This window comes from Kitasatospora albolonga (genome assembly GCA_002082585.1).
Lineage (GTDB): Bacteria > Actinomycetota > Actinomycetes > Streptomycetales > Streptomycetaceae > Streptomyces > Streptomyces stephensoniae.
In genome coordinates, this window is record CP020563.1 from 4,075,419 (window position 1) to 4,088,276 (window position 12,858).

11 protein-coding genes and 1 tRNA gene are annotated in these 12,858 nt (G+C 69.9%); 10 read left to right on the plus strand and 2 right to left on the minus strand.

Going from position 1 to position 12,858, the window contains the following annotated elements:
* Window positions 1–78 precede the first annotated feature (78 nt).
* The 4 genes from B7C62_17710 (at window position 79) to B7C62_17725 (ending at window position 4,531) form a co-directional block, all read left to right on the plus strand.
* Window positions 79–168, plus strand: a tRNA-Ser gene (locus tag B7C62_17710).
* A gap of 242 nt (window positions 169–410) precedes the next feature.
* Window positions 411–1,886 carry a hypothetical protein gene (locus tag B7C62_17715; GenBank protein ARF77226.1) on the plus strand — a complete coding sequence of 492 codons (1,476 nt, stop codon included), beginning with the start codon at window positions 411–413 and terminating at the stop codon, window positions 1,884–1,886.
* Window positions 1,887–3,054: 1,168 nt separating this feature from the next.
* Window positions 3,055–3,888 (plus strand): hypothetical protein, encoded by an 834-nt coding sequence (locus B7C62_17720; GenBank protein ARF73895.1) that lies wholly within the window; start codon window positions 3,055–3,057, stop codon window positions 3,886–3,888.
* Window positions 3,889–4,276: 388 nt separating this feature from the next.
* On the plus strand, window positions 4,277–4,531 hold the full coding sequence (locus B7C62_17725) for a hypothetical protein (protein ARF73896.1): 255 nt from the start codon (window positions 4,277–4,279) through the stop codon (window positions 4,529–4,531).
* Window positions 4,532–4,756: 225 nt separating this feature from the next.
* Here the strand turns inward: B7C62_17725 and B7C62_17730 are convergent, their stop codons facing one another.
* Entirely contained in the window at window positions 4,757–5,917 is a 1,161-nt protein-coding gene (locus B7C62_17730) for a hypothetical protein (GenBank protein ID ARF73897.1), read from the minus strand.
* A gap of 143 nt (window positions 5,918–6,060) precedes the next feature.
* Window positions 6,061–6,942, minus strand: coding sequence for a DNA primase (locus B7C62_17735; protein ARF73898.1), 882 nt, complete (start codon window positions 6,940–6,942; stop codon window positions 6,061–6,063).
* Window positions 6,943–7,287: 345 nt separating this feature from the next.
* Between B7C62_17735 and B7C62_17740 the strand changes: the two genes are divergently transcribed.
* From B7C62_17740 to B7C62_17765, 6 genes are all read left to right on the plus strand, one after another.
* Window positions 7,288–7,602 carry a hypothetical protein gene (locus tag B7C62_17740; GenBank protein ID ARF73899.1) on the plus strand — a complete coding sequence of 105 codons (315 nt, stop codon included), beginning with the start codon at window positions 7,288–7,290 and terminating at the stop codon, window positions 7,600–7,602.
* A 232-nt stretch (window positions 7,603–7,834) separates the two neighbouring features.
* Complete coding sequence (locus B7C62_17745) at window positions 7,835–9,124, plus strand: acyl-CoA dehydrogenase (GenBank protein ARF73900.1); 1,290 nt, start codon at window positions 7,835–7,837, stop codon at window positions 9,122–9,124.
* 143 nt (window positions 9,125–9,267) lie between these two features.
* Window positions 9,268–10,179, plus strand: coding sequence for a hypothetical protein (locus tag B7C62_17750; GenBank protein ID ARF77227.1), 912 nt, complete (start codon window positions 9,268–9,270; stop codon window positions 10,177–10,179).
* Window position 10,180: 1 nt separating this feature from the next.
* Entirely contained in the window at window positions 10,181–11,248 is a 1,068-nt protein-coding gene (locus B7C62_17755) for an acyl-CoA dehydrogenase (protein ID ARF73901.1), read from the plus strand.
* Entirely contained in the window at window positions 11,245–11,691 is a 447-nt protein-coding gene (locus B7C62_17760) for an acyl dehydratase (GenBank protein ARF73902.1), read from the plus strand. The genes B7C62_17755 and B7C62_17760 overlap by 4 nt, the downstream gene beginning before the upstream one ends.
* On the plus strand, window positions 11,688–12,854 hold the full coding sequence (locus B7C62_17765; protein ARF73903.1) for a lipid-transfer protein: 1,167 nt from the start codon (window positions 11,688–11,690) through the stop codon (window positions 12,852–12,854). The genes B7C62_17760 and B7C62_17765 overlap by 4 nt, the downstream gene beginning before the upstream one ends.
* The last annotated feature ends 4 nt before the right edge of the window (window positions 12,855–12,858 follow it).

Sequence of the window (12,858 nt, forward strand, 5' to 3'; positions counted from 1 at the left end):
GGCTGTACCGAGCGTCGAACCGGCCCCCAGGGGCCCTGACGGCCCATCGGCCATCACGGCCCGGGGCCGCCGACGCGGGGTGGGTTGCCCGAGCGGCCTAAGGGAACGGTCTTGAAAACCGTCGTGGCAGCGATGTCACCGTGGGTTCAAATCCCACACCCACCGCCAGGTGAGAGAAGCAGCAGGTCAGAAGAGGCGTCCCGCGTCAGGGGCGCCTCTTCTCCGTTGGCCCGTCCCGGGCCCACAGGCCATCGGGTCGCGCGCCGCTGACCAGCACGTACATGAGCAGGCGCAGGGCGCCCCGTCGTGAGGATGCCTCTTCGGGGCGGGGTAATGTCGACGAAAGCAAGATCAAATCGTGGGCTTCCGGCATGCCCACCACTGGCGCGATGCTCTCGGGGGATGCCGCGTTGCTGACGTATCACGAGGTCATGACCACCGACTTCGGCCTTCTCACCAAGGCCGCGACCGCGTGGGACGACACGGCCGCGGAATTCAAGAAGATCGAAGAGCGCTACAAGAGCGCGATCCTGCCCGTCGCTACGGGCCCCTCCTGGGTGGGAGTGTCAGCAGACGCCGCCGACCGCCGGTTCGCCGGGACCCACTACGAATACCGCGCGGCGCAGACCCAGGCAAAGGCCACCGCCAAGCTGTTGCGCGCAGGGGCCAGGCGATTCGCCGAGCTCAAGAAGACCCTGGAGACCGCGCGGGCGGACGCCGTGGACGCGGGCATGAAGGTCTCGGAACAGGGACGCGTCGCCTATGACTACGACCGCCTGACCGGCCAGCAGCGCGCCGACCTTGAGGCGGATGCCAAGGCTCTCCAAAAGGTCAAGGAGAACGAGGCGTCCTGGGCTGAGTACATCGATGCCTGTGTGAAGTCCTTCGACGAGGCGGACAAGGACCTCAAGGCGTCGTTGGAAGCTGTCGTCAAAGACTCGGTCAACGGCAGCGAAGCGAACGACATGACGCTCGGCGGTGGATTCAACGGCCGGGCGAAGGGCGCCATCGTCGAAGCCGCACCGGCGACTGCCGACGGCGGTGTATCCCTCGATCTGAGTTCGCTGATGATGGACCCGAAGAAAGAGACCCTGAGCATGTGGGCGGCGCGCGCCCAGGGCGACATCGTCACCAGGCTCACGGGCAACGCGGAGTGGGGCAGGCTCTACTCCCGCTATGTATCCGGCACTGTTTCCATCGCGGCTTTCGCCAGGGCGACCAAAGTGTCGGTCGGCGGTGCGCTTGCCCTGATCCAGGCTTACCGCAACCCTGCTCTGCTGAACGCCCCGAGCACATGGACCGCGCGGCTGGTCAACGGCAGTCTGCACGTGCCTCAGGTCACCAGCGCATTGAATGGCATAGCCCCTGGCGCGCGGGCTGCTATTGGTGGCTCCCACGCTCTGGCCGCACAGTACGGCTCGTATATGAAGAATGGCGCGCTCGTCACACCCACGGCCAGCCAGGTGAACCTTCTCACGGTCGCGGAGAAGGGCGGCGTGGCCAATGCGGCCAAGGCAGCCGGCGCGATGCGGGGGCTCGGTGTCGTCGGCTCTGCGGGCGCGACGCTCTACGGGGTCGCGAATCTCTCCACGTACGACTCCGAAAAGATCGCGAAGAACCCCGACAAGTTCGCCTCCGACCTGACGGGTACCGCGTTCAACGCGACCCTGACGGCGGCGATGGTCGCGCCGAACCCCGTCACCGTGGGCCTGGCCGTCGGCACCGGTGTCATCTACGCCGGTGCCCTCGCCTGGGAGAACCGGGAGAACATCGCCGACGCGTGGAACACGTCCACCGAATGGGTGGGGGACAAGGCCGAAGACATCGGGGAGGGGATCGTGTCCGGTGCGAGCAAGGTCGGCAAGTTCCTCAACCCCTTTGATTAGGAGCACTGATTGACCACCTCGTTCGAGTTGAGAGAAGTGCGCAATGAGAAGCGTGCACTCTGTTGGGCCGGTACCTCTGAGGAGTTCGGCACTATCGAAGTGCGCTATCCGGCGGACGGCCCGATGGGATCAACTACCGCCCGAGTACTGGGTAGTGCGATTCCGACAACGCTCCTGATCGGATGGTCGCTCTTCGATGACAAGCCGAGACTGACGAGCGCTCAGCTTCAGGTGGAGAGTGAGAGCGTGAAGCTGCGGAGGAATCCATGGGCGGTGAGTCGTAAGGGGCGCTCGCTGCGTATGGAGTACGGCGGAACCGAGTACCGGTGCAGGGCGGTGCGCCGGAAGCGGTACGTTTTCACGCGTCCCGGACTCGTCGTCACGGTCACTCAATCAGGGATCGGAAGGAAGCGGCGTCGCGTTCTGGTGATGATCGATGGTCCCGCCGAGCCGATCGACATTTCCCTGGCCGTTCTCTTCTCCGGCGTGAACCGCGCTCAGCTCACCCTGGGCGGGGCCTTCCGAACGGGCTTCGCGACGATTCTCACCTTCGCGACCGACAACACGGGACGGGTCTGACCCTGCTGGAGCACTCTTTGAAAACCTCGTTCGAGTTGAAAGAAGTGGTCGTGGAGCGTGGGCGGTGCTGGTCCGGCCCCTTCGGCAACTTCGGCGATGTCGAAGTGCTCTCCCCGGCGGACATCGGCCCCACGAACGGGGCGGGCGCGAAAGCACAAGGCAGTGCGATTCCGGGCGCTTCTGGTCGAGTGGTCGATTTTCCAGGACAAGCCTCGACTGGCGGGCGCTCAGCTCTGGTTGGAGGCGAGGAGGTGAAGTTGAGGAGAAACCCGTGGGCAGTACGGCGTAAGGGGCGTTCCCTGCGTATGACGTACCTCGGGACCGAATACCGGTGCACAGCGGGCAGTCGGAAGTCATACCTCTTCACCCGCCCTGGACTCGCTGTCATGGTCACCGAATCAGGGATCAGGAAGAAGCACCACCGCTTCCTGGTGGTGATCGACGGTCCCGCCGAGCCGGTCGACCTCTCCCTGGCGGTTCTCTTCTCCGGCGTGAATCGGTCTCAACTGACCCTGGGCGGAGCCTTCCGCGCGGGCTTCGCGACGGTTTTCAACCTCTGAGTCGACCCACCACGGTAAGGACCTGCCCCATGCCCTCCTACGACAGCGCCCGCTCCCGCTTCCGTCTGGCCACGGACCACCTGACGCTGCTGAGCCACTTGGCCGGCGGAGTCACGCTCCCCGCCGGTCACAGCACCGCCGCAGCCGAACTCCAGCACTCCGGGCTCGTGAGCGAGGACGGTGAACTCTCCGTCCAGTTGGTCCCCTTGCTGGAGACGCTGGCCGAGCCCGTGGTGGCGATCGGTGTGGAGGTGATCGGCCAGCAGGGCACGCTGAACCACGGGCTGGTCATCGGCCAGGAGCATGTCTTCTCGCACGAGACCTGGCCCGGACAGCGCGAAGTGGAGTACGCGCAGATCGAACCCAAGATGCTCGTGTGGTCACTGGCCCAGCTGGTGAACCTCCGGCAGACCGCCGCCCTGGACGTGGGGGTGCCCTGCATCGAGACGGCCATCGGGGTGATGGACGCCGGGCTTGCTGCCCTGGACGGTCCGGTGCACTCCCCGGCGTACGGCGACGCCCCGGAACGGGTTCAGCAGGCGCTGAGGGAGGCGGGAAACCTCATGGAACCTGCCCTCTCCCTGTTCTCCCACCTGCTTCTCGAATTGCGCGCGCACTGGCGCCTCACCTCGGCCTGGCACGGCCAGGACGACACGCGGCCGACTGTCGGTGTGCGCGGATTCGGCATCTGGGACTGCGGCCCGCTGGGTTACTGGCACCGAGAATCCCCGGCTGAGCCGGTGCACGAGGGGGAAGTGGGGCCGGACAGTCCCCTGGTGCTCCGGCCCATCGGAAGCAAGCCGATCTGGGAGATGCTGGCCGATCTTCTTCCTGACGAGAGGGAAATCCGGCGGATCGTGTAGCAGGGTTTCCTGGTGCATCGATGCTGTCTTATGGCAGCGATGATGGCACCGAACCTTTCGGGCTCTAGTTCCTCGACCCCTTGATGGGGAGCATTCGTTGACTGCCTCGTTCGTGTTGAAAGAGCTGCGCGATGAAGAGCGTGCACTCTACTGGTCCGGTACCTCTGAGGAGTTCGGCACTATCGAAGTGCGCTATCCGGCGGACGGGCCGGTGGGCTCAGCTACAGCCCGAGCACGAGGAAGTGCGATTCCGACGACGCACCTGATCGGATGGGCGATCTTTCAGGACAAGCCGCGGCTGACGCATGCTCGACTCCAGGTGGAGGGTGAGGATGCGAAGTTGTGGAGGAACCGGTGGGCGGTGAGTCGTAAGGGGCGCTCGCTGCGTATGGAGTACGGCGGAACCGAGTACCGGTGCAGGGCGGTGCGCCGGAAGCGGTACGTTTTCACGCGCCCCGGACTCGTCGTCACGGTCACCCAATCGGGGATCGCGCCGAAGCGGCGCACCATCCTGGTAGTGATCGACGGCTCCGCCGAGCCGGTCGACCTCTCCCTGGCGGTTCTCTTCTCCGGTGTGAATCGGTCTCAACTGACCCTGGGCGGAGCCTTCCGAGCGGGCTTCGCGACGGTCTTCAACCTTTGAGCCGACAGCAGGGTAAGAACCTGATCCATGTCTTCCTGCGACAGGAAGAAGCAGTGATGGGTGAGGGGGCCCGAGGGGCATTCGCGGTGGGAGTGTTGCCTGGCGGGTGTCCGAAGCCTCGTGCGTACGGCCGGTGAACCGCTTCGGGGCGACCACGACGGCGGCTGCTGACCGGCTGCGTGGACACGCGGACTCGTCGTGGTGTGTTCCTGGTGGGTCGCCCGGCTACTGCGGCCCATTGCCCGTCGGCACCGGCACCGGCACCGGCACCGGCATCGGCCCGAGCGCCCCCAGTACCACCGGCATGTCCTTCTTCTCCGTCACGATCAGCACCGGTACACCCCCGTCCTCGCACTCCAGTACCACCGCCCGGCCTCGGTAGTCCGGGCGGCCCGGCGGGTCCGTCAGGTATGGCGGGCGGAGGCGGAGCGGGGTCAGGGTGTTCGGGATCTTCTTGTGGTGGAAGAGGCTCACCGGGTCGAGGGCGGTTTCCAGGGAGCCGGGGGCGGCGATCAGGGAGACGGAGCTGACGCTGTACGCGTTGCTCGCGTACGGAACGTCGCCCAGGATGGCGCCGGTGACGACCTTCTTCTCGGTCAGGACGGCCGGCTCCATGGTGATGGTGTCGTCGCCGCGATTGCGCCACCACAGGATGGGCGCGGCCACCGCGCAGCCCGCCAGGACCACCAGGGTGCTCAGGCCGAGCAGGTGCAGCGCGCCGCCGATGTCGTGGGTCGGCCAGGGTGCCACCGCGCCGGCCACGGTCAGGCAGAGGCCCCCGGTGAGTGCGAGGTTGGTCTGCCAGGTGTAGACCTTGGGCGAGCGCCGACCGGTCCAGAGCGTCACGAGCGCGCTCGACGCGATCATGACCCCGAACGCGCCGAGCCCGAGACCGGAGGTGAGCGGGAGCCGGTAGTCGCCGCGTACATCCGCCTTCGTGGACCGCCGTACGGACTCGAAGTCGACGTACCGGATCTGGCCCCGCCAGTAGGTGACCTCGATCTCCGCTCCCGGGTGGGCCACCGTCCGATGTGCCGGAGTACCCGCGAGGCGGGTACGGGTGGACGTGCCGTCGGCCTCCGTGATGTTGAGCCAGAAGTTGGGTGACCTTCCCTCGATCTTGTCCAGGCTGTCGATCACCGCCGGGACCGTACGCAGGCAGTCGTCGTTGCCGGCCTGGCCGTCACGAGCGTTGCCGCGGGCGTCTCCACGGGACGAGGAACAGGACGTCGCCTCCTTGAAGGCGCGTTCCTCGGCCTGTGCGCCCGGTGTGGTGACCAGGATCAGCCAGACCGCGATCAGCATGCAGACGCCGGCGACTGCCAGGGTGCCGAGCATCGCCATGCGGAGCTTCGGGATGGGGGGAACGTTCCGCTTCGGGGTCACCTCCCCATGGTGTGGTGGTGAGAGCGGAAGCGGTATGGGTGCTGCCTGCATATATCGGGAGGTGCTCGTTGCCGGGAATCAGCAACCTTGAATCGGCAACCTGGATCGGCAAAGGGGAGTGAGGAGCTGGGAGCCGCGCGGACTCAGTCGTTCCGCCCCTGCGTCAGCCGCGCCGCAGAAGCGATCGCGGCTCGGGCCTCCGTCTCCGTGAGGCCCGTGCGGACCGCGGCGGCGGTGAGGGCGTCGGCCAGGGCGTCGCCGAAGCCGTGTTCGTAGGCGCGGCAGGCGGCCCAGAACAGGCGGGTGTTGCGCTGGCCCTCGTGGGCCGCCAGGACGAACTGGACCAGGCCCTCGCCCCGGCGGCCCCGGGCGTCTTCGGTGGCGGGGGGCCGGGGGCCGCGCGGTGGAGGGGTGAGGAGGCGCAGGAGGGCGCGGGGGCAGGGGGCCGGGGCGAGGTGGGCGGTGCCGGGGGCCAGGCGGTAGCGGCCGTGGGCGGTGACCGATCCGGGGCCGACCAGGTAGCCGCCGCTGCCGCGGATGTCGATGCCCGGGGCGAGGCGGCCGGCCGAGTTGGGGACCGTGGTGTCGGCGGGGCCGGTGAGCCAGAGGTGGCGGCCGCCGCTCGGGGTGAGCACGGTGACCGTCGGCGGGATGGTGAACAGGTGGTGGAGGGCCAGCTGCTGGAGGGCGCCCACCGAGTCGTTGCCGTACGCGGTGTCGATGTCCAGGTCGATGCCGATCAGCCGGTGCGGGGCGCGTCCGCAGGCGATGCCGTAGCCGGTGGCCCGGGGCGCGGCGGCGAAGAGGGCGCGGACGGCCGCGGGGTCCGTGGTGGCGTCGTGCACCCCGTGGCCCGGCAGTCCGCACGCGCCCCGGCAGCGGACCGGCGGCTGCTCGCCGTGGTGGGGGGAGCGCAGGGCGGGGAGCTTGGTGGCGGACAGGGGGAAGACGGGGAGCCCGCGCTCGGCGGCGGAGAGGGCGTGGGCGAGGGCCAGGGTGGCGGTCTGCCGGTCGATGGTGGCCATGGTTCTATTTTCGTACACAGGTTCGAATAAGGGAAGTGGGGGCGTGGAGGGGGAGGGGTGGAGGCGGGTGGGAGGTCGCTGGTGGTGGAACGTTTTCCCCCTTGAGAGCGAAGGGGGAGTGCGGGTGTATCGACCGGTTCGTCATTCCCTGCCGCATAGAAGGTTTATCGCCTCTTCCTCATACGTGCGAGGGAATCAGGCGGCAAGGCATGGTTCGCCGGGGATGCGCTGGGCAACTCTGCTCTCGCGACGTCGTGACCAGCACCGGGGCGGTCGGCCAACTCCCCCGGAACCAGCCTCACATGCACCTATGAAGCCGGACTTCCGGTTCCTGGAGGAACTCACATGGCAAGCATCCGTACCGCTCGCGTTCTCGCCGCAGTCGCCGCGCTGCCCCTGACCGTCGCCCTCTGCGGCGGTGTGGCCCTGGCGGACAACGGCTCCTTCGCGAACGACGGATCGAACGCGGCCGTGGCGACGGTCGGCGGCAGCGGTGTCGGCGGCGCCAACACCGGCAACTCCTCGACCACGCAGCAACAGGCCGTCGGCCCCGGCGCGTCGAACCAGAACACCTCGGCCCAGGTGAGCGGCTCGGCCTTCACCGCCATCGACCAGTCCGACCACAGCGTCGCCGTGAACTTCACCCCGTTCTTCTGGTGATGGCCTCGCGGCTCCGAGGGCGATGACTCCGAGGGTGGCTCCTCCTCGGTGATCAGACTTCCGGGACCTTCCGGGGGGTGGGTCCCGGCCGTCTGAACAGCAGCCCGTGCGGCGGCACTTCGGTGCCCCGCGCGGGCTGTCGCCGTTGTCCGTGACCCTTGACAGGGAGAGTTGATCTGACGGACAGTCAGAAACCGTTCGGTTTCCGTCTCCGTGCCCCTGGAGGTCCCCCGTGCACCTCGCCCCCACGGAGCGCCAGCAGCGGCTGCGTACCGAACTGCGCTCCTACTTCGCCGCCTTGATGGCGGGGAGCGGAGGGAGGGGAGGAAGCGGCGGAGGCGGGGGGAGCCGACGGGACGATCCGGATGAACAGCGGCGGCTGCTCCGGCAGATCGGTGCCGACTCCCTGCTCGGCCTCGGCTGGCCCGTGGCATACGGCGGCCAAGGGCGGGGCCCCGACGAGCAGTTCGTCTTCTTCGACGAGGCGTACCGGGCGGGCGCCCCCGTCTCCATGGTCACCCTCAACACCGTCGGCCCGACCCTCATGCGGTACGGCACCGAGGAGCAGAAGGCGTACTTCCTGCCCCGCATCCTCAGCGGCGAGCTCGTCTTCGCGATCGGTTACAGCGAACCCGAAGCCGGTACGGACCTGGCGGCCCTGCGCACTCGCGCCGTGCGCGACGGCGACGGCGATCGCGGGGAGGGCGACGGCGGCGGGGATGGCGGGGGCGAAGGCCACTGGGTCATCGACGGCCAGAAGATCTTCACCAGCAACGCCCAGCAGGCGGACTGGATCTGGCTCGCCTGCCGTACGGACCCCGACGCCCCGAAGCACCGGGGCATCTCGATCATCCTCGTGCCGACCGACGACCCCGGCTTCTCCTGGACGCCGATCGAGACCGTGGGCGGCCTGACGACCACCGCCACCTACTACGACGGCGTACGCGTCCCCGCCTCGAACCTCGTGGGGGAGGAGAACGGCGGCTGGAAGCTCATCACCAGCCAGCTCAACCACGAGCGCGTCGCCCTCGCCGCCATCGGTATGCAGGCCGAGGACTTCTACGAGGAGGCCCTCGCCCACGTCTGTACCCCCGACCCCGCGACGGGGCGCCGCCGGATCGACGAGCCGTGGGTACGCGCCCGGCTCGCGGAGGCGTACGCCCGGCTCGCGGCGACCCGGCTGCTGAACTGGCGGCTGGTCGGGGCCGTGGGGGCGGGCGCGCTGGCCCCCGGGGAGGCGAGCGGGGTGAAGTTCGCGGGGACCGAGAGCGCCGTGGAGGTCTACCGGATGTGCCAGGAGGTGGTCGGGGAGGCCGCCCTCCTCCGGGGCGGATCACCCGGCTGCTTCGGAGCGGACGGCAGCGGTGGCGGTGGCGGTGGTGACGGTGCTGTCCGCGGTGGTGGAGAGCTGGAGCGGATGAACCGGGCCGCGCAGATCAACACCTTCGGCGGCGGCGTCAGCGAAGTGCAGCGCGAGATCGTCGCGACCATGCGGCTCGGGATGACACGGGGCAAGCGGTGAACCCGGCCACCCGGGCAGGCCGGGAGCCCACCGCCCCGGACCCCAAGCCCACCGCCCCGGACCTCAAGCCCGCCACCCCGGACACCCGGACAGGCCGGGAGCCCACCACCCCGCCCCCCCAACCCACCGCCCCGGACGACCCCCTGTACGAGCAGCTCGCCGCCTACGCCGGTCGCCCCGCCGCCACCGCCGCCACCGGCAAGGACCCCGTCAACGCGCCCATGATCCGCCACTGGTGCGAGGCGATGGGCGACACCTCGCCCGCCCACCGGGGCCCCGACGCCGTCGCCCCGCCCACCATGCTCCAGGTCTGGACGATGCGCGGCCTCTCCCAAGCCCCGGGCCCCGGCGGCGACTCCGCCCGCTCACCCGCGTACGACGAACTCCTCCGCCTCCTCGACGGCGCCGGGTACACCTCCGTCGTCGCGACCGACTGCGAGCAGGAGTACCTGCGGCCGCTCCGCCCCGGCGACCTGATCACCTTCGACTCCGTGATCGAGTCCGTCTCCCCGCGCAAGACGACCAAGCTCGGCACCGGCTACTTCGTCACCACCCGCATGGACGTCCGCGCCGACGGCGAACCCGCCGGGACGCACCGCTTCCGCATCCTCAAGTACCGCCCCCCGCACCGTACGAAGGAACTCCGCCCCCGCCCCGTCATCAACCGCGACAACGCCGGATTCTGGGCCGGGGTCGCCGAACACCGCCTCCTCATCCAGCGCTGCACGGCCTGCGCGACGCTCCGCTTCCCCTGGCTCCCCGGCTGCAACGCCTGTGCCGGGCAGGAGTGGGACACGGTCGAGGCGGGCGGCGAGGGCACGGTGTTCAGCCATGTCGTGATGCACCACCCGTCCTTCCCCGCCTTCGACCCCTCGGGCGAGGGCGGCCCGTACGCCGTCGCGCTGATCGAACTCGCCGAGGGCGTACGGATCGTCGGCAACGTGGTCGGTGTGCCGTACGACCAGGTCCGCGTCGGCCTGCCCGTACGGCTGGAGTTCCTCCGTACGGACCCCGAGCTGGAACTTCCGGTCTTCCGGGCGAGCGAAGGCGGTTGAGATGGACTTCACCCCGAGCGAGGAGCAGAGCGCGGCACAGGGTCTTGCCGCGCGGATCTTCGGTGACCTGTCGACGCACGAGCGGCTGGTGGCGGCGGGGACCGGGACGGACGCCGGGCTGTGGAAGGAGCTGTGCACCGCCGGGCTGCCCGGCGCGGTGGAGGACATCGGGCTCCTGGGCCTGGTCCTGCTCCTGGAGGAACAGGGCCGGACCACGGCCCAGGTCCCACTGGCGGCGACCGGGGTGTACGGGCTCCTCGCGGTCGCCGGGCACGGTACGGCGGAGCAGCGGGAACGTCTGCTGCCCGCCCTGCGCGACGGTACGGCGGTGGCGACGGGCGCCTTCCCGGCGCGGGACGGCGGGGTGCGGGCGGTGGACGGGGCGCTGTACGGGGCCGTGCCCTGGGTGCCGTGGCTGCGGGACGCCACCCATGTGCTGGTCGCGGACGCGGAGCGGGGGCTGTGGATCGTCGAGGCCCGGGGACCCGGGGTGACCGTCCTGCCCGTGGAGACGACCGCGCCCTGGTCGGCGGGGCGGCTCGGTCTCGACGGCGTACGGGCAGAATCCCTCGGTACGAGTACGGGGAGGGGTACGGGCCCGGGGGCCTACGCCTCGGTCCTTGCCGCGAGCCGGATCGCCTTCGCCGGGCTCCAGGCGGGCGTCTGCGCGGGCTCCCTCGCGCGGGCGGTCCGGCACACCACCACCCGCGAGCAGTTCGGCCGCCCGCTCTCCACCAACCAGGGCGTCCTTCTCCGCGCCGCCGACGCCCATATGGACACCGAGGCCATCCGGGTCACGGCGTACGAGGCGGCCTGGCGGTACGACCAGCGGCTCGACCACGCGGCCCAGGCGCTGACGGCCGCCTGGTGGGCCTCGGAGGCGGGGCGGCGCGTCGTGCACGCGGGGCAGCATCTGCACGGCGGCACCGGGGCCGACCTGGACCACCCGGTCCACCGGCACTTCCTCTGGGGGCGCCAGCTCGACGCGTATCTGGGCTGCGGCAGCGAAGTGCTGGAGGAGCTCGGCCTGTTGATCGCGGAGGACGGCCGTCAGGAGGGCCCGTCGTGAAGGACCCGTACCGCGTCGGCGACGAACTGCCGCCCCTGGAGATCCCCGTCACCCGCACGCTCATCGTCGCGGGCGCCATCGCGTCGCGCGACTACCAGGACGTGCACCACGACGCCGAACTGGCCCGGGAGAAGGGCTCACCGGACATCTTCATGAACATCCTCACCACCAACGGGCTCGTCGGCCGCTACATCACCGACCACTTCGGACCCGCCGCCGTCCTCCGGAAGGTCGCGATCCGCCTCGGCACCCCCAACTACCCGGGGGACGTACTCCGGTTGACCGGTCATATCGCGGCCCTGGAAGGCGAAAACCACACTCTTATAGAAGTCGCCGTCGTCGGCGACAACCGTACAGGGCGTCACGTCACCGGCAAGGTCACCGTCGCCCTTCCCTACGTGTCCCATGTGTCCCACGTGTCCCACGGCGAGGGGGCGTCATGAGCCTCCGCAGACCCGACACCCTCGGCGGAAAAGCGGCCGTCGTCGGCATCGGTGCCACCGAGTTCTCCAAGAACTCCGGCCGCAGCGAACTCAGACTGGCCGTCGAAGCCGTCGCCGCCGCCCTCGACGACGCGGGCCTCACCCCCGCCGACGTGGACGGCCTCGTCACCTTCACCATGGACACCAGCCCCGAGATCACCGTCGCCCAGGCGGCCGGCATCGGGGAGCTGTCGTTCTTCTCCCGCATCCACTACGGGGGCGGCGCCGCCTGCGCCACCGTCCAGCAGGCCGCCCTCGCGGTGGCGAGCGGGGTGGCCGACGTCGTCGTCTGCTACCGGGCGTTCAACGAGCGCTCCGGCCGCCGCTTCGGCTCGGGCGTCCAGCGGCGCGAGCCCACCGCCGAGGGCGCGGCGCTCGGCTGGAACCTGCCGTCCGGGCTGCTCACCCCCGCCTCCTGGGTAGCGATGGCGGCCCGGCGCTATCTGCATACGTACGGCCTCGAACCGGAGGTCTTCGGGCAGGTGGCGGTGGTCGACCGGCGGCATGCGGCCCGGAACCCGGCGGCGTACTTCCACGGGAAGCCGATCACGCTCGCCGACCACGCCGCCTCCCGCTGGATCGTCGAACCGCTGCGGCTGCTGGACTGCTGCCAGGAGACCGACGGCGGCCAGGCCCTCGTCGTCACCAGCGTGGAGCGCGCCCGCGACCTGCCCCGGCCGCCCGCCGTCGTCGTCGCGGCGGCCCAGGGCGCGGGCCGGTCCCAGGAGCAGATGACGAGCTTCTACCGGGACGGGCTGACCGGGCTGCCGGAGACGGGCGTGGTCGCGCGGCAGCTCTGGCGGAGCTCGGGGCTGGGCCCGGCCGATATCGACGTGGGCATCCTCTACGACCACTTCACGCCGTTCGTCCTGATGCAGCTGGAGGAGTTCGGTTTCTGCGGCCCGGGGGAGGGCGGGGCGTTCGTCGCGGCGGACGCGCTGCCCCTGAACACCCATGGGGGTCAGCTGGGGGAGGCGTACCTCCACGGGATGAACGGCATCGCGGAGGCCGTCCGGCAGATCCGGGGCACCTCGGTCAACCAGGTGGCGGGGGCGGCGAGGGCCCTGGTCACGGCCGGTACGGGGGTCCCGACGTCCGGGCTGCTCCTCGGCGCGGACGGGTGAACCA